Annotated in this window: 25 protein-coding genes and 1 pseudogene; 10 read left to right on the top strand and 16 right to left on the bottom strand. The window is 47.1% G+C overall.

What is annotated here, in order from left to right; all coding sequences use genetic code 11:
- Window positions 1-26: 26 nt before the first annotated feature.
- Genes trpC through BMX05_RS05135 form a run of 4 tightly spaced genes read left to right on the top strand, consistent with a single transcriptional unit; the run spans window position 27 to window position 3,239 of the window.
- A complete protein-coding gene (gene trpC, locus BMX05_RS05120) occupies window positions 27-854 on the top strand; it encodes an indole-3-glycerol phosphate synthase TrpC (protein WP_093308900.1) in 828 nt (275 codons plus the stop codon).
- A 1-nt stretch (window position 855) separates the two neighbouring features.
- Window positions 856-1,551: a tRNA (adenosine(37)-N6)-threonylcarbamoyltransferase complex dimerization subunit type 1 TsaB gene (gene tsaB, locus BMX05_RS05125; RefSeq protein ID WP_177166801.1), complete on the top strand. Its 696-nt coding sequence runs from the start codon at window positions 856-858 to the stop codon at window positions 1,549-1,551.
- Window positions 1,552-1,598: 47 nt separating this feature from the next.
- On the top strand, window positions 1,599-2,393 hold the full coding sequence (locus tag BMX05_RS05130) for an undecaprenyl-diphosphate phosphatase (protein WP_093309060.1): 795 nt from the start codon (window positions 1,599-1,601) through the stop codon (window positions 2,391-2,393).
- Window positions 2,394-2,423: 30 nt separating this feature from the next.
- A complete protein-coding gene (locus tag BMX05_RS05135; RefSeq protein WP_093308902.1) occupies window positions 2,424-3,239 on the top strand; it encodes a class I SAM-dependent methyltransferase in 816 nt (271 codons plus the stop codon).
- Between the two features lie 36 nt (window positions 3,240-3,275).
- Here BMX05_RS05135 and BMX05_RS05140 read toward each other — a convergent pair whose 3' ends face one another.
- The 6 genes from BMX05_RS05140 to BMX05_RS05165 all read right to left on the bottom strand — a co-directional run bounded on the left by BMX05_RS05140 (window position 3,276) and on the right by BMX05_RS05165 (window position 10,155).
- On the bottom strand, window positions 3,276-4,472 hold the full coding sequence (locus BMX05_RS05140) for an RNA-guided endonuclease InsQ/TnpB family protein (RefSeq protein ID WP_245710437.1): 1,197 nt from the start codon (window positions 4,470-4,472) through the stop codon (window positions 3,276-3,278).
- Between the two features lie 77 nt (window positions 4,473-4,549).
- The gene (locus BMX05_RS05145) at window positions 4,550-5,740 is read right to left on the bottom strand and encodes an O-succinylhomoserine sulfhydrylase (protein ID WP_093308903.1); all 1,191 of its coding nucleotides are present in this window, start codon (window positions 5,738-5,740) and stop codon (window positions 4,550-4,552) included.
- 78 nt (window positions 5,741-5,818) lie between these two features.
- Window positions 5,819-7,333 (bottom strand): amidophosphoribosyltransferase, encoded by a 1,515-nt coding sequence (gene purF / locus BMX05_RS05150; protein ID WP_093308904.1) that lies wholly within the window; start codon window positions 7,331-7,333, stop codon window positions 5,819-5,821.
- A gap of 278 nt (window positions 7,334-7,611) precedes the next feature.
- Window positions 7,612-8,445 carry a DNA/RNA non-specific endonuclease gene (locus tag BMX05_RS05155; protein ID WP_218138988.1) on the bottom strand — a complete coding sequence of 278 codons (834 nt, stop codon included), beginning with the start codon at window positions 8,443-8,445 and terminating at the stop codon, window positions 7,612-7,614.
- A 13-nt stretch (window positions 8,446-8,458) separates the two neighbouring features.
- Complete coding sequence (locus tag BMX05_RS05160; RefSeq protein ID WP_177166802.1) at window positions 8,459-9,340, bottom strand: alpha/beta fold hydrolase; 882 nt, start codon at window positions 9,338-9,340, stop codon at window positions 8,459-8,461.
- Window positions 9,337-10,155 carry an alpha/beta fold hydrolase gene (locus BMX05_RS05165; protein WP_093308906.1) on the bottom strand — a complete coding sequence of 273 codons (819 nt, stop codon included), beginning with the start codon at window positions 10,153-10,155 and terminating at the stop codon, window positions 9,337-9,339. Before BMX05_RS05165 ends, BMX05_RS05160 begins: the two co-directional genes overlap by 4 nt.
- A gap of 193 nt (window positions 10,156-10,348) precedes the next feature.
- On the opposite strand from BMX05_RS05165, the gene BMX05_RS05170 reads away from it, so the two are divergent.
- The 3 genes from BMX05_RS05170 (at window position 10,349) to BMX05_RS05180 (ending at window position 12,336) form a co-directional block, all read left to right on the top strand.
- Window positions 10,349-11,227, top strand: a complete 879-nt coding sequence (locus tag BMX05_RS05170) for a rhomboid family intramembrane serine protease (protein ID WP_093308907.1) — start codon at window positions 10,349-10,351, stop codon at window positions 11,225-11,227.
- Between the two features lie 74 nt (window positions 11,228-11,301).
- Window positions 11,302-11,547, top strand: a complete 246-nt coding sequence (locus tag BMX05_RS05175; RefSeq protein WP_093308908.1) for a YeaC family protein — start codon at window positions 11,302-11,304, stop codon at window positions 11,545-11,547.
- A gap of 18 nt (window positions 11,548-11,565) precedes the next feature.
- Window positions 11,566-12,336, top strand: coding sequence for an EAL domain-containing protein (locus BMX05_RS05180; protein ID WP_245710439.1), 771 nt, complete (start codon window positions 11,566-11,568; stop codon window positions 12,334-12,336).
- A gap of 33 nt (window positions 12,337-12,369) precedes the next feature.
- Here BMX05_RS05180 and BMX05_RS05185 read toward each other — a convergent pair whose 3' ends face one another.
- The 6 genes and pseudogenes from BMX05_RS05185 to BMX05_RS12935 all read right to left on the bottom strand — a co-directional run bounded on the left by BMX05_RS05185 (window position 12,370) and on the right by BMX05_RS12935 (window position 17,470).
- Window positions 12,370-13,587 (bottom strand): glutathionylspermidine synthase family protein, encoded by a 1,218-nt coding sequence (locus tag BMX05_RS05185; protein WP_093308909.1) that lies wholly within the window; start codon window positions 13,585-13,587, stop codon window positions 12,370-12,372.
- Window positions 13,588-13,590: 3 nt separating this feature from the next.
- Window positions 13,591-14,175: a hypothetical protein gene (locus BMX05_RS05190; RefSeq protein WP_093308910.1), complete on the bottom strand. Its 585-nt coding sequence runs from the start codon at window positions 14,173-14,175 to the stop codon at window positions 13,591-13,593.
- A 92-nt stretch (window positions 14,176-14,267) separates the two neighbouring features.
- Window positions 14,268-15,491 (bottom strand): organoarsenical effux MFS transporter ArsJ, encoded by a 1,224-nt coding sequence (gene arsJ, locus BMX05_RS05195; RefSeq protein ID WP_093308911.1) that lies wholly within the window; start codon window positions 15,489-15,491, stop codon window positions 14,268-14,270.
- Window positions 15,492-16,493: an ArsJ-associated glyceraldehyde-3-phosphate dehydrogenase gene (locus BMX05_RS05200; RefSeq protein ID WP_093308912.1), complete on the bottom strand. Its 1,002-nt coding sequence runs from the start codon at window positions 16,491-16,493 to the stop codon at window positions 15,492-15,494.
- A 50-nt stretch (window positions 16,494-16,543) separates the two neighbouring features.
- Window positions 16,544-16,654: pseudogene (locus BMX05_RS12375) on the bottom strand (arsenical-resistance protein); the annotation flags it as partial.
- A gap of 60 nt (window positions 16,655-16,714) precedes the next feature.
- Window positions 16,715-17,470, bottom strand: coding sequence for a metalloregulator ArsR/SmtB family transcription factor (locus BMX05_RS12935; protein ID WP_093308913.1), 756 nt, complete (start codon window positions 17,468-17,470; stop codon window positions 16,715-16,717).
- A gap of 244 nt (window positions 17,471-17,714) precedes the next feature.
- Between BMX05_RS12935 and BMX05_RS05210 the strand changes: the two genes are divergently transcribed.
- The gene (locus tag BMX05_RS05210; protein WP_093308914.1) at window positions 17,715-18,206 is read left to right on the top strand and encodes a flagella synthesis protein FlgN; all 492 of its coding nucleotides are present in this window, start codon (window positions 17,715-17,717) and stop codon (window positions 18,204-18,206) included.
- A gap of 123 nt (window positions 18,207-18,329) precedes the next feature.
- Window positions 18,330-20,006 carry an AMP-binding protein gene (locus tag BMX05_RS05215; RefSeq protein ID WP_093308915.1) on the top strand — a complete coding sequence of 559 codons (1,677 nt, stop codon included), beginning with the start codon at window positions 18,330-18,332 and terminating at the stop codon, window positions 20,004-20,006.
- Window positions 20,007-20,053: 47 nt separating this feature from the next.
- On the opposite strand, the gene proB is transcribed toward BMX05_RS05215, so the two are convergent.
- The 4 genes from proB to rplU form a co-directional block, all read right to left on the bottom strand.
- Window positions 20,054-21,190, bottom strand: a complete 1,137-nt coding sequence (gene proB, locus BMX05_RS05220; protein ID WP_093308916.1) for a glutamate 5-kinase — start codon at window positions 21,188-21,190, stop codon at window positions 20,054-20,056.
- Between the two features lie 24 nt (window positions 21,191-21,214).
- Entirely contained in the window at window positions 21,215-22,477 is a 1,263-nt protein-coding gene (gene cgtA, locus BMX05_RS05225) for an Obg family GTPase CgtA (RefSeq protein WP_093308917.1), read from the bottom strand.
- A 282-nt stretch (window positions 22,478-22,759) separates the two neighbouring features.
- Window positions 22,760-23,017: a 50S ribosomal protein L27 gene (rpmA, locus tag BMX05_RS05230; protein ID WP_093308918.1), complete on the bottom strand. Its 258-nt coding sequence runs from the start codon at window positions 23,015-23,017 to the stop codon at window positions 22,760-22,762.
- Window positions 23,018-23,108: 91 nt separating this feature from the next.
- Window positions 23,109-23,420, bottom strand: a complete 312-nt coding sequence (gene rplU / locus BMX05_RS05235) for a 50S ribosomal protein L21 (protein WP_093308919.1) — start codon at window positions 23,418-23,420, stop codon at window positions 23,109-23,111.
- A gap of 254 nt (window positions 23,421-23,674) precedes the next feature.
- Between rplU and ispB the strand changes: the two genes are divergently transcribed.
- Complete coding sequence (gene ispB / locus BMX05_RS05240) at window positions 23,675-24,661, top strand: octaprenyl diphosphate synthase (RefSeq protein WP_093308920.1); 987 nt, start codon at window positions 23,675-23,677, stop codon at window positions 24,659-24,661.
- Window positions 24,662-24,668: the final 7 nt, after the last annotated feature.

A 24,668-nucleotide genomic window follows, 5' to 3' on the forward strand; every position in this document is an offset into this window, starting at 1 on the left:
ACAGCCATTGATGAAAAGGAAGGCGTATGTCTACTGAAGTTCCCACCATTTTAAGAAAGATCTTACAGCGTAAACGAGAAGAAATCGCCAGTGCGCAGCAAACCCAATCTGTGCAACAAATGCGTGAGCTAGCCGAGCAATCCATCGCAAGCCGAGGCTTTGTCGCCGCTTTGCAAACCAAGTTAGATGCAGGTTTGCCAGCGATCATCGCCGAGATTAAAAAAGCCTCGCCGAGTAAGGGCGTTTTGCGAACAGATTTTATCCCTGCAGAGATCGCCCAAAGTTACCAGCAAGCTGGGGCAGCTTGTTTGTCTGTGTTAACTGATCGAGACTTTTTTCAAGGGCAAGATGCTTATTTACAAGCTGCGCGTGCTGCCTGTGATTTACCTGTGATCCGTAAAGATTTTTTGATTGATGAATACCAAATTTATCAAGCGCGTGCGCTTGGTGCGGATGCTATTTTATTGATTGTGGCGGCTTTAGATTTGCCGCAGTTGCAGGATTTCTCCTTATTGGCGCAAGAGCTGGGTTTAGACGTGTTGGTAGAGGTCCATAACGCACAGGAATTAGATGTTGCCTTGCAAGTACCCAATCCTATGGTGGGGATTAATAATCGTAACCTGCATACCTTTGAGGTGAGTCTACAACACACCCTGGATCTGGTGGCGAGTGTACAAGCAGCGGGCCGTTTATTAGTGACCGAAAGTGGCATCTTAACCCATGCAGATGTGCAGTTAATGCGTAATCATAGCGTACATGCTTTCCTTGTTGGGGAAGCCTTTATGCGTGCTCCTGATCCTGGATTGGCGTTACAAGATTTATTTTTCTCACCCGCGCAACAGGGAGCACACTAAGGTGAAATCCCCAGTGCCTTTACTTGCGATAGATACCTCAGGTGCTGCTTGTAGCCTTGCGCTTTGTGATACGCAAGGCCAAGTGTGGACACATCACCAAGCCGCAGAGCGTCAACAGGCGAAGTCCCTTGTGCCACAAATTCATGCCCTGCTTGAACAAGCACACATGCCCTTACAGGCCTTACAAGGGATTGCTTTTGGTGCAGGCCCTGGGTCCTTTACTGGGCTACGTATTGCCTGTATGTGTGCGCAAAGTTTAGCTTGGGCATTACACATTCCTGTCTATCCCATCTCGACCTTAGAAGCCTATGCATGGCAAACCTACCAAAGTACCTATGCACGTTATTTAGCGGTCGCCTTGGATGCCCGCATGGGTGAAGTCTATTGGGGCTTGTACCAGATACAAGAGCATAGCTTACAGACTTTGGTGCCTGCGCAAGTGTGCCCACCAGATCAAGTCCAATGGCCACAAGCCTATCAAGACCAAGACTGGGTTGGTGTAGGTTCTGGATGGCAAAATGCGCAGGCATTCTCGCCTTGGATACAAGGACAGATGCAACAGCTTTATCCTGATGCTGACCTAAAAGCACAAGCCATACTCGCATTGGCTGAGCAAGCTTGGGCACGCGGTGAAGGCATGGCGGCGGCACAAGCCCAGCCGTTTTATATTCGTGATCAAGTCACCCATCGTAGTTAGGCGCATTGATAGAGGATCTTGCAAGCGTGATAGAGGTATCACAACAACTGGATATCACTCAGGTGATCATTCTTGCCTTAATTCAAGGCCTTACGGAGTTTCTACCCATCTCCAGCTCTGCCCATCTTATCTTGCCTTCTCAGCTATTGGGCTGGCCGGATCAAGGGCTCGCTTTTGATGTGGCTGTGCATGTTGGCACCTTATGCGCGGTGGTTTTGTATTTTATTGTTGATTTATGGAAGATGCTGCTGGGCTGGTTTAAAAGCTTTACTGGAAAACATAGTGCCCACAGTCAATTGGCATGGGCGGTGATTTTAGCGACCATCCCCGCAGGTGCAGTAGGTTATTTATTAAGTGATTGGATTGAAGCTTGGCTGCGCTCGGCGATTGTTATTGCCATTGCGACTTGTGTTTTTGGCCTGCTTTTAGGTTGGAGTGATCGTGTCCGTGGGCGGCGGACGCTAATGCAACTGAACATTGTCCATGCGCTTTTTATTGGTGTGGTGCAAATTCTGGCATTAATTCCTGGGACTTCGCGTTCAGGAATCACCATGACCGCTGCTTTAATGCTGGGTTTTGATCGCCAAGCCGCGGCACGTTTTTCCTTTTTGCTTTCCATTCCTCTGATTGCAGCGGCTGGCGGTTTAAAAGGAGTGCAATTGTACCAAATGGGGACAAGTACCGAATGGGAATTAATTGGGATGGGTTTTGCGACCTCTTTTGTGGCCGCTTTAGTCTGTATCCATTTATTTTTACGTATCCTAGATAAAATTGGTATGTGGCCCTTTGTCATTTACCGCCTGATGTTAGGTACGGTCTTGTTAGCATTATTTTGGAACTAAATTGCCTGTAAACTAAGGACGCCTGCTTGTATGTCGATTTCCATCCATATCCACCCACAAGCCTGCACACTGGCCTTATCCTATGTGCCGCTTTTGCAAGAAAACTACCCTTGTTTTGTACATGAAGCAGCCACAGCCACCCCTTGTATGGCATGTGGGGCACAGATGCAGCTGCATGTACAAGCGGAAGGACTCTTCTTATATTGGCAGGCACAGCCACGCTGGGCTGGTGTGAAAGCGGATTTTTTACAAGGTCAAGTAGCACATAGACAAGCCTTTGGAGGAGGCAAAAGCCAAGCTATTGCTAAAGCGGTGGGTATTGCACAAGGTATCCAGCCTTGTATTGTCGATGCGACTGCAGGTTTAGGACGTGATAGTGCGGTTTTTGCTGGGCTTGGGTGTCAGGTGCTTATGTTGGAACGCCATCCTGTAGTGCACGCTTTATTAGGGTATGGATTACAGCAAGCGCAACACCAGCTGGCGGCGCAAGCTTTTGTACATCAAATGCAATGTCAAAGGGTGAATGCAGGGGATGATTTAGCCACAAAAATACAGGCTTGGGCTTGGCCTGCGGAAGTGATTTATCTGGACCCTATGTTTCCTCATCGGGATAAATCTGCCGCCGTCAAAAAAGAAATGCAGTTATTTCAACATTTGGTTGGGCCAGATATAGATGCAGATGCACTGCTTGAGCCAGCATTGGATTTAGCAGAGTATCGCGTTGTGGTGAAACGGCCACGCCATGCCCCTTGTCTTGCTGCAAGAACACCGGAAATGCAACTCAAAGGGCAAAGCTGCCGTTTTGATATTTATATTAAGCGTTCGCTGAAATATAAAGCTAGGTGACTGCTCCCCGCCCTAACAGGCGAGGCTTCCAACTTCTCAGGCCGCAACCGGCGCGTGACCGGATTGACGCAAGCCTCCATTGGCAGGCACCGACAGTCCTTCGGCCCTTAGTTTAATCATGCCCTGCTGACGGATATTGATCGCGGCGTTAACGTCGCGGTCAAGCTCTACTGTACAAACAGGGCACATCCACTTGCGTACTGACAAGGGCAGAGTGTCTACCTTGTGCCCACAGCAAGAACAGGTCTTGGAGCTGGCAAACCAGGGGTCAATTTTAACTAGGTACTTGCCTTGCGCCTTGGCTTTATATTCCAACTTCTGGATCAAAGCTGACCAGCTGGCATCTGCGATGTGCTTAGATAGCTTCCGGTTTTTCAGCAGGTTTTTGACTTTTAGTGTCTCGACGATCACCGCTTGGTTTTCGTCAACAATCGTTCGAGACAGCTTGTGCTGAAAATCAGCACGGGCGTTTTTCAGCCGCTCATGCGCCTTAGCAAGTTGAAGACGCGCTTGCGCACGGCCCTTGCTGCCTTTCTGGCAGCGTGATAAGGCTTTTTGCTTACGGCGCAGATTGGCACTGGCTTTCTTCAAAAAGCGTGGATTCTCTATTTTGTTGCCGTCTGAGTCGATAGCAAGATGGGTCAGCCCCATATCAAGGCCCAATAGGGTAGCAAGCGTTTGCATGGGCGCAGGTGTGTCTAGGCCATTATCAATGAGCAGCGAGGCATAATATTTGCCCGTCACAGTTCGGGATAGGGTGATGCTTTTCAGCTTGCCCTCCACCTTGCGATGAATCCTCGCCTTAATCGGTTCCATCTTCGGCACCTTGATCCAGTTTTCTCCAGCACTCACACTCATACAGTGATAACTGGATTGCTTACCATGTTTGCGCTTGAACTTGGGATAACGGGCGGGGCGCTTGGGATCAAAAAAGTTCTGGAAGGCTTTGTCCAGATTGATACAGGCTTGTTGGAGTGCAATTGAGTCAAAATCCTTGAGCCAGGGATACTTGCGGGACTTTTTCGCCACCGCGAGCAGCGGCTTAAGGTCTTTCTTGGCTTTGAGTTTTAGGCCATGGCGTTTGTATTGTAAGCTGATGATATGTAAAGCCTTGTTGTACGCAAAGCGCACAGCACCGAACTGGCGGTTTAAAGAATCCGCCTGCTCGGGTGTGGGGTAGATGCGTACTTTTGTGGCTTTGATCATGCTGTAAATCATGCCCGTATTATTCATGAGTAGCAACCCATGACGGCTTCGCAGTCATCCGTTGATATCCCCGCCCGATTGGGCGAGGGTTTACGCGGTTTTTGCTAAAGGCTTACAGCTAAATCTGCTTGGATATCTGCCAAGGCTTCTAAGCCAACGGCAATCCGGATAAGGCCGTCTTCAATCCCTACTTGTGCTCTTTGTTCTGGAGTGAGTTTGCCATGCGTGGTGGTGGCTGGATGGGTGATCGTGGTTTTGACATCCCCAAGATTGCCTGTGATCGAGAGCATTTGCGTTTGATCAATCACAGACCAAGCGGCTTCGCGGCCACCACGTACCACAAAAGATAATACCCCCCCAAAACCGCCATGCATTTGTGCTTTTGCTAAGGCATGTTGCGGATGTGAAGCTAAACCAGCGTAATGGACTTTTTCAACCTTGGGTTGCTCGCTAAGCCAAGTCGCTAGCGCCAGTGCATTAGCACTGTGTGCACGCATTCTTAATTCTAGGGTTTCTAAGCCTTTTAAAAATACCCAAGCGTTGAAAGGACTCATGCAAGGGCCGCATGTCCGTACCACGTTAAAGACTTGGGCCATATCTTGCGCATTGCCAACGACAGCTCCACCTAGGGCACGTCCTTGACCATCTAAATATTTGGTGGCTGAGTGTACGACAATGTCTGCACCTAAACTTAACGGACGCTGTAAAGCTGGGGTGCAAAAACAGTTATCTACGACGAGCTTGCAAGCATGTGCGCGTGCTAATTGGCTAAGCGCTTGTAAATTTGCTAATTCACATAAAGGGTTGGAGGGCGTTTCTACGAAAAGGAGACGCGTTCTAGGCGTCATTGCCGCTTGCCAAGCCGATAAATCCTGTAAATCCACAAAGTGCGTTTGTATGCCCCACTTGCTCACAAATTTACTAAATAGGCTAGCAGTAGAACCAAAGACGCTGCGTGAACAAATGACTTCATCCCCTTGGCTTAAAAAAGCTAAACAGGTTGCCAAAATCGCGGCCATGCCTGAGGCTGTTGCTACAGCTGCTTCGCCGCCTTCTAGACAAGCAAGACGTTGCTCAAAAGTACGTACTGTGGGATTAGTAAAGCGTGAATAAATGTTGTGTTCGCCGGTTTCTTCCGCAAAGCGTGCAGCGGCTTCTGCAGCACTAGAAAAGACGAAACTGGAGGTGGTGAAGATAGGTTCGTTGTGTTCATTTTCTGCCGTGCGTCTGTGACCGGCACGGATGGCTTGGGTAGCAAACGCAAATTCTGCCGATAGATCATCAAAGTTTTGCATAAGAGCATCTCAAATAAATTAGGTATGTAAAAGGCGGCCTAGGCCGCCTGATGGTGTCCATGTGCTCAAGAAAAGGACTTAATCTGCAGAGCTATCATTGTGCAAATCAATGACGGCATTGTCCTCATCTTCTTGGTGCTTGGCGGCATCATTACGCTCGGCTTCTAAGCGTGCCAAGTAGTGGCTGTCGATATCCCCTGTGACATATTCGCCATTAAACACAGAGCAATCAAAACCTTCTAAGCTGGGGTTTTCCTCGCGGCATGCGCTAATCAGATCTTCTAGTTCTTGATAGATCATCCAGTCAGCGCCGATCAATTCGCCAACTTCCTCATCTGTGTGTCCATGTGCGATTAGCTCATGCGCAGCAGGCATATCAATCCCATAGACATTAGGGTAACGCACCGCCGGTGCCGCGGAAGCAAAAAAGACTTTTTTAGCACCGGCATCGCGTGCCATTTGGATAATTTGTTTGCAGGTGGTGCCACGCACAATCGAATCATCCACCAGCAGAACGTTTTTATCTTTGAATTCAAGGTCAATCGCATTGAGCTTTTGACGCACAGATTTTTTACGTAATTGTTGCCCTGGCATAATAAAAGTGCGCCCAATATAGCGATTTTTAATAAAGCCTTCGCGGAAAGTCACCCCTAAATGCTGGGCTAGTTCAAGGGCAGAGGTACGGCTGGTATCTGGGATAGGGATCACTACATCAATATCATGGTTGGGGCGCTCGCGTTTAATTTTTTCTGCGAGGCGTTCGCCCATACGCATACGCGCACGATAGACGTGAATGCCATCCATGATGGAATCAGGGCGTGCTAGATATACGTGTTCAAAAATGCAAGGATGGCCTTTGGCATGATCGGCACATTGACGCGTGTGTACCTTGCCTTCAAGGTCGATAAAAATAGCTTCGCCCGGTGCAATATCACGCACTAGCTCAAAATCAGCGACATCCAAAGCGACAGACTCAGAGGCCAGCATATATTCTGTGCCTTGTTCGTGATCACGCTTTCCAAGCACGATAGGGCGGATACCATGTGGATCACGGAATCCGACCAGACCATAACCACTAATCATGGCCACCGCAGCATAACCACCTAAGCAGCGACGATGTACACGGCGAATCGCATCAAAAATGTCTTCGGCAGATAAAGGATGGACTTGTTTGCCGAGTTCGTGTGCAAAGACGTTGAGTAGCACTTCTGAGTCTGAATTCGTATTAATATGGCGCAAATCTGTGGTGAATAAATCTTGGGTGAGTTGCGCTGAATTGGTCAAGTTGCCATTGTGGGCTAAGGCAATCCCATAAGGTGAATTCACATAGAACGGCTGAGATTCTGCCTCGCTAGAACTCCCTGCAGTAGGATAGCGCACATGGCCGATGCCCATATTGCCAAGAAGGCGTTTCATATGGCGTGTGCGGAACACATCGCGAACTAGGCCGTTGCTTTTACGCAGGAAAAAGCGCCCCTGTTGGCAAGTCATAATTCCAGCGGCATCCTGTCCACGGTGTTGTAAAACCGTTAAGGAATCAAATAGGACTTGGTTGACATGGCCATTAGCCACGACGCCGACAATTCCGCACATGCGTTATTACCCTCGATTGCTTTGCAAGTTGGAGCCATACAGGTGGCTCAAGGATCGAAAAATGATGAGGCAAGGAAGGCGCTTAGTTTACCTGAATTCGTAAAGTGAGTAGAGATTAATTTATCTAGGGGTAAAGCGAAGCCACGTAGGATGGGTAAAGCCTAGCAAAACCTATGCAACCCTGCGGCCAAAGTTGGGGTGTCATAGGTTTAGCGATCAATCCGTCTTTATGCCAAAGATTTGGGGCATATTCAGGCCACTTTACCCAGTCTAGGTTGCTATTTAAGCTTAGCAATTTGCCAAGATCGGGTGTCGATTTGGCGTTCGAGATTTTCTTCGAGGGTATCTGGTAATTCGGTCAGAAAATCTAGGCCAGTCAAAGTTTCTAAAGTATCAATATTGACGACAAAATCCGCCAGCTTCTCTTTACCTGTCACCTCTTGTGGAATCATAAAGGCCAACAAGTGTGGCGGTTGTTTGCCTTGGCTTGGCACAATAAAAATCTTATAGAAAGCTTCTGGGACTTGTACCCAGCTCGTATCTAGAAAATGAAAGCCGGAACCAAAAATCGGTCCAGTAATCACCCAAATTTGACGATGTAAAGGCGCAAAATGATCTAAAGCCGCTTCTTCTAAGCGTCGCCAAATACCACGATTTAACTTAGGACTTTGTGGGCTAATGTTGGTCATCCAAAAGGTTTCTAGTTGGGCTTTACGGCCATACAGTTGCGCAATTGCATGGTTGGGTGCCATATGACCACGATCATAACCACTGCGTGTATAATCTTCATGCTCTAACCAAGGCACTCGCCAATCGGTTTCAAACTGGCTAGGGCGTGGCATACTACGACGCTCTTCTAAAGGCTGGAGCTGGTAGCTGACCCACAAAGGGTTTAAGCGTATATCCGAATAACCGACACTAAAGGCTTCATTGTGTAGCACACGATGCCAAGTTTTCCAGCCACCTTGTGCTTGTGGAAAACCAGCGAAAGGTGCGTTTTCACTGTCGCTACAGGCACTTAATAAGACAGCGAACACGCTTACCAAAGTGACTTTAAACCAAGTTTTGAAAGACGTGCCTTGCATTAAGCGAAAAGGATGTTGAACTTGCATTGAGACCTCATGCCTAGGGTTGATGGGGATGCCAAAAATCGACTAATGCCTGCCTGACGGCAGGTGCTGTGTCTTCTTCTAGATGCAAATGATGCCCACCTTCTAAGGTGAGAAGTGTTAAATTCTGTAAATACTGCCAACGTGCAAGCATCTTGGGGCGTTGAACAAGAAAACCTTGTTGCGCTTGAATACCGCAAACAGGTGCTTGAATTTTGCTTAACCAAGCAAGGTTATGCGCTTCACTGAGGCGCAAGCTGGAAGCTTGGCGTAATCGAGGATCTGTGCGCCAGCGATACCCTTGGGGATGCGCTTGTAAACCGCGCGTCAGCAAGATTTCAGCCGCTTGATAAGAAACAGCGCCTAAACCTTGCATCCGTGCGCGGATATAGAGCTCTTTTTCTTTGTAAATCGCTTGTTGCTGTACTGGGCTTTTTGATAAACGCATGTGTATGCTCTCGGCCAAAGCTTCTGGGGCTTGCTCGGCCTCTGTGGCCAAAGTCCCTATACCCTCGATCAAAGCAAGTTGACCAATACGTTCGGGAAAGCTACCAGCAGTTAAGCAAGCGATGCCTGCCCCCATAGAATGACCAAGCAAATCAAAGTGTGACCACTGGCAAAATTGCGCGATGGCGAGCACTTCGTATACATGCTCCCAAATTAAATAAGGCGTTCCTGTTGGGCGCCAATCTGAATATCCGTGACCAGCGAAATCAGGTGCTAAAACATAGTAGCCTTGTGCGGCTAATGCAGGGGCAATCAGGCTAAAAGTCGCCGCATTATCTAACCAACCATGTAAAGCTAAAATGGGTGGATTTTTCGCGTGTCCCCAAGCGAGTGCATTTAAAGTTAAATGTTCTAGAGGGAGGCAAATTTCTTGTGCTGATAAAGTGTTCAAGAGGATTCCCTTATATCAAGCCGTTGCCATGCTTGAATTTGTGCATGAATGGCTGCCGCTGTGGCTTGTGGGTATTGAAAAGGAAACATATGGTCGCCGGCAATTTGGCTCATACAAAATCCAGCCGCTTGGAATTGACGAAAACGTCTCGGAGTGACCACATCCGAATTCTGGCCTGCAATGACGGCGACAGGGCAGGCTAAGCGCTTGTGTGTCCCTTGTAAATGATCTGCCAAATGGCGAAAAATAGCTAATTCTACCTCAGGTTGAAAACGTAAGCGAATGCCGCCTTGTGGATTGGGTTGTGTCCCTGCTTGGATATAATCAGCCAGTGCTTGTGGGTGAAAATGTCGAAACAAAGCTTTCTTGTGTAAATGCTGATACATAGCTTCTGTGCTGGGCCAGACAGTACGCCGCCCTTGGGTTTTGGCAGCAGGTGTTAAACGATCAATCCAACCTAAACGCTTGGCTAATTTAATTAGATAAGCATCTATCCCCAGCATCAAGGGGGGATCAAGCAGAATAATGCCCTTAAATAGATGAGGCTGCTCCAGCATCGCCATATAAGTTAATACGCCGCCTAAAGAATGCCCCACGCCCCAAACCGCTTGGTGTTGTTTTTGATACAAGTGAGTGACTGAATCCAGCACCTCTTGGCATAAGCCCTGCCAATTAGGGGCAATTTGGGCTGGCTTTGCATGTCCTACTTGGTCAATCCAATGTAGCTGATAATCAGGTGCTAAATGAGTGAATAAGCTCTGGTAGCTTGCACCTGGAAAGCCGTTTGCGTGGGCAAAATGTAATGCAGGTGTCATATAAGGTCCTTTTGAAAAATAATGTGTCTTCGTTGCTATCAATTATCAAACGCTTGTTTTATATGCAAGGATAAAATTTTGTGACCGTATCGCCAAGACCGCTAAACCTTAGGGGTTTTTGGACGATAACCTTCTAATGTATTTCTTTCCTATGTTTACCGGTCACAGAGATGTTTCCCTAGGATAAGCCCTTATGCTGAAAGTCTTGGTTGCCTCCGCCAATATTGACCTTAAGCCTTTAAGCGATCGTTTATGGGCACAGCAAATTGAACACAAAATTTTAAAAGATGCCCTTGGTGAACAAGTCATTTTTCTGATGCATGCGCAAGACGTACAGCGTACCCAGCCATTAATTCAGCGCTGGCAGGCGGAGCAGGATACGCGGGCATGGACAGCAGCAGTCACAGATAGATCTCAAGCAAGGCCAACAGATCCTGCAGCAAGCATTGATTGGCGTAAAATTCCTGTAGTGTGGCTGTTTGTTTTACCCAGTTTGCTCGCTAGCTTTCTTGTCTTGCGCGGGTTTGAAGCTTGGATTATGCCGCAATTAAGCTTGGTGCCTGTATGGATTGAAGGTGGTCAAGTGTATTGGGCAAGCTTGGAAACCACTTTTATGCAAGGAGAAATTTGGCGTTTGCTGACGCCTATTTTTCTACATTTTAGCTGGATGCACTTAGTTTTTAATATGCTGTGGCTAGTGTATCTAGGCCGTAGTATCGAACATTTGCGTGGTCATGGTGCGTTGTTAAACTTGGTGTTAATTACTGGCGTTGGTGCCAATTTGGGGCAATTTTTGTGGGATGCTAGCCCTTTATTTGGCGGTATGTCAGGCGTAGTTTACGGTTTACTTGGTTATATTCTGGCTTGGACTGTTTTTGATCGGCAAAGCCATTTTGGTGTCCCTCGTGGCTTGGTTGTTTTTATGCTCGCTTGGTTACTGCTTGCTATGACACCTATCACCACTTGGCTAGGTTGGCAGATTGCTAACGCGGCCCATGTAGTTGGTTTATTACTTGGAGTGCTTGTGGGTGTCTTTTCTGTATGGAAAGCACGCTTATTAAAATCTTGTTAATATATAGAAAATACGAACTTTATCCGGCAACTTGGGTATCATAATCGAGCCTTTTTCTCGATGGAGACACGTAAATGACTTTTGATCAAATGATTAACCACATGACGGCAGATATTTACCACAACCTCAAGCGGGCGGTTGAGTTACGTAAATGGCCAGATGGACGCCGGTTGACCGAACAGCAAGTCGAACTCTGTATGGAAGCGGTTCTTAAGTATGAAATTAGCCACCAAATTCCAGAGCAAGAGCGCGTGGGCTTTTTAGATCGTCGTAGCTGTAAAACAAACGAGCAGGCGGATACAATTCGCTGGGCGAATTAATCAAGGAGTTGTGCTTGTATGTCTGCATCTGATGGATGTCAACGTTGCCGTAATGCCCCCGCGTTGGGGTTTGAATTTAGTATGGCGTTCCAGCCGATTATCAACGTACATACACACGAAATATTCGCCTATGAGGCTTTAGTTCGTGGTACGCAAGGTGAAGGTGCAGGCTTTATTTTGGCGCAAGTGGATGAGGCAAACCGTTATCAGTTTGACCAAGCGTGTCGCGTCAAAGCCATTGAGCTTGCATCGACCTTGGGGATGCAGGCTAAATTAAGTATTAACTTCTTACCCAATGCCGTGTATGAGCCTAAAGCCTGTATTCGTGCGACCTTGGCCGCTGCAGAAAAATACGCTTGGCCACTTGAGCGTCTTATTTTTGAAATTACTGAGGTAGAACAAGTTCGGGACCAAGGCCACCTCGCACGTATTGTGAATGAATATCGTAAGATTGGCCTAGGTACCGCTATTGATGATTTTGGTTCTGGGTATGCAGGACTGAATTTATTGGCAGATTTTCAGCCTGATTTATTAAAGCTAGATATGCAGCTGATTCGTGGTCTTCATCAAGACTCGGTGCGTCATTTATTAGTGCAGCACCTGGTCGAAATTGGGCGTGCTTTGGGTTGCCAAATTCTTGCTGAGGGAATTGAAACGCTAGCAGAAGCGCGTGCTTTGTATCAGTTAGGCATCCATCTGCATCAGGGATATTGGTATGCCAGACCTGCCTTTGAAACCTTACCTGAAATTGATCCGCACGCGTGCAAACAAGTACAAGCAGTATCATAAATACCAGCGGAACCGAGATTCCGCTGTGCCATCTTAGGCAACGGCATGTGCAACAAAACGTTCGCCTGCTAGAGAAAGTAATTCGTGCTCGCATTCACGAATGGCTAAGCCTGCTGCAGTTAAATCACCTTGTTGATCGGCTAGCGTCCATACCCGCATTTGAAAATGCTCACCCTGTGCATTTTTTGGCATAGGGTGATAAGCCTGGTAAACACAAGGTTGATTGGCATAAGCACCTTCTGAGGCAAGGATCTGCTCGCCCTGTGCATTATAAAAACGGATATTATTGCTCATGCGTCCAAACCAGGGCTTAGCGACATAGGCTTGCCCTTGGAAATCCGCGACGTCCAAGCTGGTTTTAGGGAATAAATCCGTGCGATGACCAAACTTCTGGTACACATAAGCTAGCAAGGCTTTATTGGCACTGAGAAGTTTATAAGCCGGTTCAATAAGCCAATGGCGTTGCGGATCTAGCTTACTGAAGTAAGACGTATCCACTAGCTCCTCCCAAGGTTTGAGGAGAAATAAGGTATCGACTCTAGCTTGTGGATCTTGGATAAAAAACTCGCGGCTATCGCTACGATAACCCACCTCATCAATAGATGAAAAATCGACAAATTGTCCGTAAGGCGGTACTAAAGCTTCTTGCGCAACACCGGCTAGAAGCTCATAGGTTAAATAATCTTCTAATGCAGGATCGCAAGCAAAGCCCACACGGCGTCCGCGTAATTGCGCGCGCATACTTTGCAGCAATTGCGGCCAAATTTCATTGTATTGTTGGCAAGGCCCTAAATGCGCTTGCAAGCCGGGTTGATAGTGATTAAATAAGGCATCTTGCAAGATACAAGACTCAAACAGCATCACAGGCGTATTGCCGTTATATTCATAAATTTTGGCTGCTTGGCCATCAAAAGCGATATCAAAAGCACCATAAAAACAAGGCTGTTGATAGCGCCAACTCGCACGAATGAGTTCAATCAATTTAGGGTGTGTTATGCCCATGTTTTTGAGGGTAGCTTCATCTTCTATGACTTCTGCTAAGGTGGCAAAAATCATCTCTAAAGCTTGGTTCGCACTGGCATATAAATAGTCAGCTTCTGCTTGGCTGAGGTGGTAAAAGCGTGTTTTTGCAGTTTCGTGGGCAGCAAAATGGGTTTTCAGGCTTGCATGATCAAAAAATTGACCTGCATAGGTTTGTTGTTTAAGAAAATTGGCTAAATCAAAGGTATTGGGAAAGTGCAGTATTTGCATAAACTAGCTTCCAAAGCTGCCGGAATAGGAGCTTGAGCGTGATGAACTTGAGGAACTAAAACCGCCTTTGCTACTACTGGAAACGCTACTGGTATTATTAGACAAATTGCCTGTGCTCACGCGTGAGCTGGTGGAACTTGTCGAGGAGGCATTATTGGTATAGGGCGTACGTTGTTTGGCTTGATAACGGGTTTCTAAATCAGCACGTAATTGCGCTTTTTGTGCTGCACTACCGAGCATATAAGCGGCGGCAAGTGCCATACCGCCAGCTAATAGCCAAGGCATAGCAGAAGTATCTGTGACTTCTTGGTTATCCCCACGCTCAATAATTAAACGTTCATCTTGCATATAAACAGCGGTGATGCTGGGGTCATCCTGCATTAATTGGCTACGTAACTCACCTAGACCATCATTTTGTAAATCTTCTGTTGCCTCAAGGATTTGGGAATTTTCGGCTTGTTCTGGTTGAGGGAAAGACTCTGGTAAAGGGGGGAGGGGTTGGGATTCTGTACGTGGATCATCCATTAAATACATGACCACAGCCGCAGTGCCGAAACCTATTAGCATACCTTTGGTGAGGGTTTTCATGGGGGCAAAGATCCTTACAGAAAGCTTGTCAATAAGTAGATTTTCTTCAAGTTAAACACCCAAGCCCATTTTTTCAACCTAAATTACCAGCATCAATATGATCTTTGATGCGCTTGCGGTAATTTGAAGGAAAACCACCAAGCGAACATTAACATCACCACAGAAGCCCATAAACAAGCCTGCAAACCTGCGCTGGCCTGTCCACCTAATTGAAACATCCACCCAGATAATAAAGTGCCTAATAAGCGTCCTAACGCATTGGCCATATAATAAAAGCCAATATCTAAGGAAACGCCATCCTCGTTAGCATAACGCACAACGAAGTAGCTATGCAGGGAAGAATTGACTGCAAATACGGCACCGAAAATCAGCAAACCCCCGATGAGGATTTCTTCTGTATAGGCAGTTAGCTCTAACCCCAAAGCCATAAGTGCAGGAATTACAGTTAATACGCTAACCCAAAAAACAGCGGAATGTTGAGTATTGTGTGCATCACGGGTGATTTTGGGGGCTAAAGCCTGCACCAGGCCATAGGCGATGATCCATAAGGCTAAAAAGCTGCCTGTTTGGCTTGGGTTCCAGCCGAGGCTTTGGGATAAAAACACAGGTAAGGCCACGACAAACCAAACATCACGGGCACCAAATAAAAATAAGCGTGCTGCTGAGAGTAAGTTAATCGCTGGGCTTTTAGAAAAGATGTCACGGAATTTGGGCTTATATTTGGCTTTGCCTAAATTTTGTTTCAGTCGTGCCAAACTCAACAGCCAGATGAAAGTTAACATCAAGGCCATTAAGGCAAGAGCACCTGTAAACCCCAAGGTCATTAATAAAAAACCACCCATGAAAAAGCCGACGCCTTTCAAGGTGTTTTTCGAACCCGTGAGCAAGGCAACCCATTGGTATAAGGTGCCTTGTGCGTGGGCAGGTACCAAGGATTTGATCGCGCTTTTAGCACTCATTTTATTTAAATCTTTGGCAATGCCTGACAGTGCCTGTGCCGCCATCACCCAAGGGACACTCAGCCAGCTTGCAGGTACGAGAAGTAAGGCTAAGGCAAGAATTTGCAACGCTAAGCCGATATTCATGGTGCGATTTAAGCCCCAATGCGCACCTAGCCAGCCTCCTACTAGGTTAGTGATCACACCAAAAATTTCATAAAACAGAAATAGCAAAGCAATGTCTAGTGGCGAGTACCCCAAGCTGTGAAAATGCAGCACTACCAGCATCCGTAAGGCACCATCAGTGAGGGTAAAGGCCCAATAATTGCCCGTGATCACTAAATATTGGCGGATTTCAGGAGAAAGCTGGCTCAGCATTTAGGTGCGTCCTATTTTGAGGGCAAGTTCCGCAGTCCGGTTGGCATAGCCCCATTCGTTATCGTACCAGGCATAAATTTTCACTTGAGTACCATTGACGACCAGGGTTGATAGGGCGTCGATAATGCTGGAACGCGGATCGGTTTTATAGTCAATCGACACGAGCGGGCGTTCTTCGTACCCTAAAATGCCTTGTAACTCACCTTCCGCAGCGGCCTTAAGTAGGGCATTGACTTCCTTTGCGCTGGTAGCGCGTTGTACTTCAAAAACACAATCTGTGATGGAAGCATTCGCTAATGGAACTCGAATGGCATGGCCATTGAGCTTGCCTGTGAGCTCAGGAAAAATTTGTGCAATCGCCGTGGCCGAACCTGTCGTGGTAGGAATTAAGCTCATACCGCAAGCACGTGCGCGGCGTAAATCTTTATGGGGTGCATCCAAAATGGTTTGGGTGTTGGTGATATCGTGAATTGTCGTGATGGTGCCATGATGAATCCCTAAGTGGGTTTGGATCACCTTGACGATAGGTGCTAAACAATTCGTGGTACAGGAAGCGGCAGTGACAATTCTGTGTTGTTGCGGATCATACAAATGATCATTGACACCAAGGACAATATTCAACACACCAGCTTCTTTGATGGGCGCTGTGACTAAGACGCGCTTTACACCCTGGTCTAGATAGGTTTGTAATACGGCCTGGTTTTTCAGTTTGCCAGAGGCTTCAATGACCAGATCACAAGCTGACCAATCCGTTTCTGCTAGGTGTTGGTTCGCAGTGACAGTGATGGGGTGTCCTGCAATCAGTATGTGAGAGCCTTCGGCCTTAGCCTCGTGATGCCAACGTCCATGCACAGAATCAAAATTGAGTAAGTGGGCTAAAGTAGCGGCATCTCCCGCTGGATCATTGATGTGCACTAGGTGAATGTCTGCTTGGTCATACAGGGCACGTAAGGTTAAACGCCCCATGCGTCCAAATCCATTAATCCCAACTTTGATGGTCATTTTAGGCTCCTTTGATCGCAATGTTTGAGAGCAGAGTATGTATGGATTAACTAGTGATTGGGGAACCCGTCTTGTGTGTGTTTGGCTAAGGCGACTAATGAGAGCATCACAGGAACCTCCACCAAAACACCAACCACAGTCGCTAAGGCCGCGCCTGCATGGAAAGCACATGGTGTGTCAGATAGCGCTCAAAGATCCCCATATTGCATTCCTTAAACAGATCAACACTTCGAAGGGCGATTGTGCATTGCTTGTAAACGTGCGCAAGCTTGGGTGAGTAAAGCAGGGTTATGTTGGCGTGTTTGCTGTAATACCTCCCGCATCCAGTCATTTAATAGCGGGTGTAAACGATAGAAGACCCACTGACCTTGACGACGATCTAATAATAAGCCGGCTTTACGTAACTGACTTAAATGACGAGAAATTTTGGGCTGCAACTGGTCTAATGCTTCCATTAGTTCACATACACATAACTCACCTTCTTGCTCAATCAGTAATAGGCTCAATAGGCGGGTTTCATCGGCTAACAGCTTATAAAAATCAACGGCTTGTAGTGGTTTTATTGCTGAATCTACGCTTTTTTCATTCACCATAATAAACAAGCGAATGCGGTCACTTATTTCTTGCAAGATGCGTGCGAAAGCTTTGGGATCTGTACTAGTTTTAGGGTCAGGAAAATCCCATGCCATGGTGACGCCTGTATGAGGCCAATAACGGCAGTCTTGATGGGCTTTCTCGCAGAGGCTAATCACATAATCAAAATGCTGATCTTGGTAATCCTTAACGTTTTTTGCATATGAATCTTGCGCAGGTAAACCAAAGGCTTGGATTGCCGCTAAGCTTCTTGGATCCACCGGCTCAGGTTCAGTACCTGCGCTATGCACTTCAAACTGGTCACCCGCATAATGCCTTAATAAAGCTTCAGCCATGATGGAACGTGCGGAATTTGCCGAACACAAAAAAAGTACGCGTTTCACAAGGAAAACCCTCTTGCTACATTCTTCAAAGAAGATAATTTAAAATTCAGATATTCACAATGCAAGCCATTCGATTTAACAAATATTTAATTTTTGTCATATAAGGCCTGCTTCTTTAAGTGAAGCATGCGAAAATTGACCTTGTTAGAAAGGGACGTAAACTGCTATCAGGCGTGTCTTATCAAGACGTTTTTTGGTGTGAGATCTCAGCAAACGTATTTGGCAACCTTGAAAGGTGAAAGCGATGAATCAAGTACAGGATTTCAAAAATCTACTGCTACAAAGTATTAAACACTTACAGGTATTAAAAACTTGTTTGGAAGAAGAAGAACGCTTGTTATCTCAGCGTGATTTAGAAGCACTAGAGGCGTGCACGCAACGTAAACAAGCGGCATTACAGCAAGTACATACAGATATTGATACGCGCCGTGATTTTCTACAAGCACAAGGGCAGGAAGCTTCTGAAGCTGGAGTGCAGGCTTGGCTGGCTGATCAAGATCCTAAATTGGCACAGGCACTAGGAAAAGGTTGGGCACAATTAGTGAAGCTGCTAAGCCAAGTCCATCAACACAATAAACAAAATGGGATTTTGGTGATGCGTGCACAACAGCAAGTGGGTGTTTTGCTGAATTTGGTGAAAAACTCGCAAGGTGGTACCCCTTCAAGCGGCAAGGTATACAGTGCGAAAGGGGCTTCTCGTGATGTCAACAATGGGCGTACTTTGGGAAGTGCATAAAAAAATTAAAACACCTGTTTTATTTTGCGACTAAAGTAGCCTAGGATAGGAAAGTTGCTCGTTAAGCCAAAATCACAATAACAAAAAAGAAGTTGGGATCTCGCCCACTTCAAAGGAGGCTTTATGAATTCTTTACTATCTGATGCGCATCTTACTGCAAGCGAGACTTTAGATTTTACACCTTACACCTCAGTGTTAGATGTGTTTGATCGTGCTTGCCAACGCTTTCCCCAGCAGCCTGCTTTTACGTGCTTAGGGCATACGCTGACTTACCAAGCATTAGAGGCTTATAGTCGCGCTTTTGCGGCGTATTTGCAGTTTGAAACAGATCTAGATCCAGGCGATAGGATTGCTATCCAGCTTCCGAACTGTTTGCAATATCCGATTGTTGTTTTTGGTGCTTTACGCGCGGGTTTGGTGGTGGTCAATACCAATCCTTTGTATACAGAACGTGAAATGCAGCATCAGTTTGACGACTCTGGCGCTAAGGCTCTAGTGGTATTGGCCAATATGGCCCATCTTGTACAAAAAATACTTCCCGCAACCAATATCAAACACATCATTATTACAGAAATTGCGGATTTACATCCTTGGTGGCAAGGTTATGCGTTGAATGCCGCGGTCAAATATCTCAAAAAACAAGTGCCTGCCTATCATCTGCCGCAAGCTGTGCGTTTAAAACATGCATTAGCAGTAGGGAAGCGTCATCAAGTGCATCCGCTAACCTTCCAGCTTGATCAGTTGGCTGTGTTGCAATACACAGGCGGGACAACGGGCGTGGCTAAAGGCGCTATGCTCACCCATGCCAATCTAGTCGCGAATATGTTGCAAGCGCGTGCTGTGATTACACAGATCTTAGAAGAAGGGCAAGAAACCGTGATTGCACCTTTGCCCATGTATCATATTTATACCTTCACAGTGAATTGTATGGTCTTGGTGGATCTGGGCAATCACAGTGTGTTGATTCCTAACCCAAGAGATATCCCTGCTTTTATTCGCACTTTAAAAAAAATACGCTTTAGCGGCTTTGTCGGCTTGAATACCTTATTTGTGGCCTTGTTAAATCAAGCAAGCTTCCGTGAAGTAGATTTCTCTGCACTGAAGCTCACGATTTCTGGGGGGATGGCGTTAACCCATGCCACTGCAGAAGAATGGCAAGCCTTAACTGGTTGTGCAATTGCTGAAGGTTATGGCATGACAGAAACGGCCCCGATTGTGACCTTTAATCCACCCAATGCGATTCAAACCGGTTCGATTGGGCGGCCTGTGCCTGCCACTGAGGTAAAAATTATTGACTCAACAGGACACAAGATACCTAAAGGGGTACCTGGCGAACTCTGTGTCCGTGGGCCACAGGTGATGCAGGGTTATTGGAACCGGCCGCAGGAGACACAAGCGATCTTAGATCAGGAACATTGGTTACACACAGGCGATATTGCCATTTTGCAAGAAGATGGTTTCCTGCGTATTGTTGATCGCAAAAAAGATATGATTAACGTCTCTGGGTTTAATGTGTACCCCAATGAAATTGAAGATGTCGTCACTGAGCATCCAGATATTATTGAAGCGGCAGCGATTGGCGTACTGGATGCGAAAAGTGGGGAGGCGATTAAAATTTTTGTGGTGGCACGTAACCCGCATCTGAATGTTGAAGATGTCCGTACTTATTGCCGAGAGCACTTGACTGCGTACAAGGTGCCTAAATTCGTCGAGTTTCGCAATGAACTGCCTAAAAGTGTCGTGGGTAAGATTTTGCGTCGCCAACTGAGAGATGAAGAACGCAGTAAAAGAGCACAGTAAATAGCTAGATAAGAGAAGCCAGCTAGGCTTCTCTTTCAACGCCTTTGCTAACCAATTAATACCAAATTATCGCGATGGATTAACTCAGGTGATTCCATATAACCGAGCAGGTTTTGGATATTTTGACTCGGCTGTCCCAGTAATTTACGCGCATCTTCAGCATCATAATTGACAAGACCCTTGGCAATGCGCTCACCATCTTCCGCGACACACAGCACCATATCCCCACGGCGAAAATCGCCCTGTAATTGACGCACACCAACAGGAAGTAAGCTGCGTCCAGAATCACGCAATACACGTACAGCACCTGCATCTAATGTCAGGGTGCCACGCACCTGTAAATGCCCTGCAAGCCAGCGTTTGCGTGCAGCCATAGGCTCATGATCAGGTAAGAGTAGGGTACCAAGGTGTTCACCTGCTAAAGCACGTGCTAACACTTGCGGTTGGCGGCCACTGGCAATTAAAGTCACTGCCCCTGAACGTGCCGCTAAGCGTGCCGCACGTATCTTAGTGATCATGCCACCACGGCCTAAGGCACCGCCATCACCAGCAACTTGTAGCAGTTGCGGGTCATCTGCGCGGGCTTGCTCAATTAACTGTGCGTGTGCATGATGTCGAGGATCTGCATCGAACACGCCTTCCTGATCGGTGAGAATCAGTAACGCATCCGCTTCTAACAGATTGGCGACCAGAGCACCTAGGGTGTCATTATCACCAAAGCGAATTTCGTCGGTAACGACAGTGTCATTCTCATTGATGATGGGGATGACTTTGAGCTCCACTAAAGTGCGCAAAGCACTACGTGCGTTTAAATAACGGCGCCGATTCGATAAATCGTCATGGGTGAGCAAAATTTGTGCGGTACGAATCCCGTGTTGTTGAAACGCGCTTTCCCAAGTTTGCACTAAGCCCATTTGCCCCACAGCCGCGGCCGCCTGTAGTTCGTGGACGGCACTCGGTCGAGTGCGCCAGCCCAAACGCACCAAGCCTTCTGCCACAGAACCCGAGGACACGAGAATCACTTCGCGTGCTTGTGGCCCTTGACACAGATGGGCAATTTGCTCAACCCAAGCAGCAATGGCGCGTCTATCTAGTCCTTGGCCGTCATTGGTCAACAAAGCACTACCGATTTTGATCACAATCCGGCGTGCTTGAATTAATGCATCACGTTGTTGCTGTGCCACCTTAGTATCCTTAAGCGTTATAAACTAACGGACATATTCAACTTCAACATCATAATCATCGTCGTCATAGTCTGGATCATCCCAATCTTCATCCTCCACAGCTTCCGTGGTGCCTGTGCTGGTTTGGGTCGCACTGATAGGCGGCGCGGTGTGTGCATGTGGATGTAGGCGTGCCAGTTTATGCAGATGGGCTTCAACACGGGCAACCGATTCGGCTTCAATCGCTGCACGGATTTGCGCTTCATATTCGGCAATCTCAGGATTTTCTGCTTCTTGAGCACGTTGTTCATTTAACCAACGCATAATTGCTTGGGTAAGTGCAGCTGTGCCTGCACCGCTAATCGCAGAAATGCTAAAAAGAGGCTCTTCCCATTCGAGGCGCTCTGCTAGTTGCGCACTAAAGGCTTGCGCTTGCTCATCACTGATTAAATCAAGCTTGTTGAGAACCAGCCAGCGTGGTCGCTCAAATAAGGTCGGACTATAGGCGGCAAGTTCAGCTTCAATTGCATGGAAGTTGTCTAAAGGATCGCTTTCATCCACGGGCATTACATCAAGCACATGCAGTAATAAACGACAACGGCTTAAATGACGCAGGAATTTAAACCCAAGCCCTGCCCCTTCAGACGCGCCTTGAATTAACCCAGGAATATCTGCCATCACAAAGTGCTGAAATTCACCAAGTTTGACGACACCTAAATTAGGCACCAAGGTCGTAAAAGGGTAATCAGCGACCTTGGGTTTAGCTGCGGAAACCGAGCGTATCAGGGTTGATTTGCCCGCATTGGGTAAACCTAAAAGGCCTACATCTGCCATGACCTTCATTTCAAGGTGTAAGCGTCTTTCTTCACCTGGTGTGCCCTTGGTCGTCCGTCTAGGCGCACGGTTGACGCTGGATTTAAAGTGCACGTTTCCTAAACCACGGCGTCCGCCTTGCGCGACTAACAAGCGTTCGCCAATCGCGGTGATATCGCCGATCACTTCTAAGGTCTCTTCGTCAACAATCGTGGTGCCGACAGGTACCTTGATTTCTAAATCCTTGCCTGCTTTGCCAGACATTTGCCGCCCTTGACCTGGCTGCCCGCTTTCGGCTTGGTAAAATTTTTGATAGCGGAAATCAATTAGGGTATTGAGTGCATCATCGCCTACTAAATAAACGCTGCCACCGTGGCCACCATCACCACCATCTGGGCCGCCTCTTTCGACATATTTTTCGCGGCGGAAGCTTAAACAGCCGTTGCCTCCTTTGCCAGCTTGCACACGGATACGGGCTTCATCAAGAAATTGCATAATTAGGTTAACTCGGTTGTCATCACGATAGAGAAAGACAGTATGCCTGTGGATGTATTGCAGACCTGCCAAAATCATCAGTAAGGGTGCATGGGTGAGATAGAAGACCAAAAAGACACATGAGGCAAGGTTACAGACAAAGTTATTGGCATTCTAGCACAAGCCTAGATTCGCTGGATATGCTTGTGATAGGTTTGGGTAGGTCATACACAGACAAAAAACCCCGCAATACTGCGGGGTTTAAGAAACAAAACGTGCCAGTTAAGGCCAGCTTATCTCTGCTTAGGCAGGGACAACACTAACAAATTTGCGGCTTTTAGGGCCTTTAACTTCAAATTTGATCACGCCATCTGCTTTGGCAAATAAAGTGTAATCTTTGCCTACACCTACGTTGGTGCCAGCGTGGAATTTAGTACCACGTTGACGCACGATAATGTTACCAGCCTTTGCAGCTTGGCCACCAAAGAGTTTCACACCTAAGCGTTTACTTTCGGAATCGCGACCGTTACGGGTACTACCACCAGCTTTCTTGTGAGCCATTGCTTACTCCTCACGTGCCCTACTACTTGATCAACAAAAACGCAGTAGGTGCAAAAATTAATAGGATATCCGCCAAGGAATGGGGAAGGAATTAACCGTTAATACCGGTAATACGTACCTCAGTGTACCACTGACGGTGACCTTGACGCTTCATGTGGTGCTTACGACGACGGAATTTGATGATAGTCACTTTGTCGCCACGGCCATGCTCAAGGACTTCTGCAGTCACTTTAGCGCCTTCAACCAAAGGGGCACCTACTTTAATTTCGTCATCAGAACCTAAAAGCAGGACTTGGTCAAAATCTAAGCTCTCGCCTGTAGGCACTTCAAGCTTTTCTAGCTTGAGTACTTGACCTTCTTGAACACGATACTGTTTGCCGCCGCTTTTGATCACTGCGTACATGAAATTTACTCCAGATAGAAAAGGAATCTTACTTAGCACTTGGGGCTACTTACAACCAGGTTTGACTGGAGGCGCTTTGGCAACCATCGCAACTGGGAGCCGGTAAGTAAGAAGGAGGCATATTCTAGGCAATCTACCGCTAGGGCACAAGTGTTTCTGTCTTGGTTTTGTTTGCCCAAGTGCAAGGCTTGACACCCCCCAAGGGGCTGCATAGGATGCCTGCCATTCTTCGTTTGCTGACCTAGGGCGTATTTATGTCGTCATCTTCTTCTGTGCCTGCCTCTGAAATTCATGCAGTTGTTGCCACTCAGTTCGCTGCAGTGAACCAAAGTATTTATGCACACCTCAATTCAGATGTTCCCCTAGTGGAAAAAATTGGTGAGTATATTATTCAAAGTGGCGGCAAACGTTTGCGCCCGCTTATTGCGTTGCTGGGTGCCCATGCCCTTGGTTATCAAGGGGATAAGCATATCCTGTTAGCGGCTCTGATCGAGTATATGCATACTTCCACCTTACTGCATGATGATGTGGTCGATGAATCTACATTAAGACGTGGCCGCCCCACGGCCAATACCCAATGGGGAAATCAAGCCAGTGTTTTAGTTGGTGATTTCTTATATTCACGCTCGTTTGAGATGATGGTGAAGGTAGGGAGTATGCGGGTGATGGAAATCCTCTCCGCAGCGACGTGCGTGATTGCTGAAGGGGAAGTCCTCCAGCTATTAAATATTGGTAACGCAGATATTGATGAAGCGGCCTATATGCAAGTGATTCATGGCAAAACCGCCATGTTATTTGAGGCGGCTGCGCAAAGTGCGGCTGTGTTGGCGCAAGCCACGCCGGAACAAGAAGAGGCTTTGCAAATCTATGGACGCAAGGTAGGGATGGCCTTTCAAGTGATTGATGATTTGCTGGATTATCAGGGCGAAGCGGCCACTATGGGGAAAAATGTCGGTGATGATTTGGCCGAAGGTAAACCCACCTTACCCTTGATCTATGCTTTAAGTGTGGGCACAGAGGAGGAGCAGGCTTTAATCCGTACCGCGCTAGGTGAAGGCGGTTTGCAATACTTACCACAAATCATGGCGATTATTGAGCGCACTGGAGCCTTGGCTTATACACAGCAAACAGCGGAGCGCTTAGCAGATGAGGCAATTGCAGTGCTCAAGGTGCTGCCTGCTTCTACCTATAAAACCCAGTTAGAAGCTATCGCACATTTATCTGTAGCACGCAAAAATTAACGACAAA

Source organism: Allopseudospirillum japonicum, assembly GCF_900108915.1.
Taxonomy (GTDB): Bacteria; Pseudomonadota; Gammaproteobacteria; order Pseudomonadales; family Halomonadaceae; genus Pseudospirillum; species Pseudospirillum japonicum.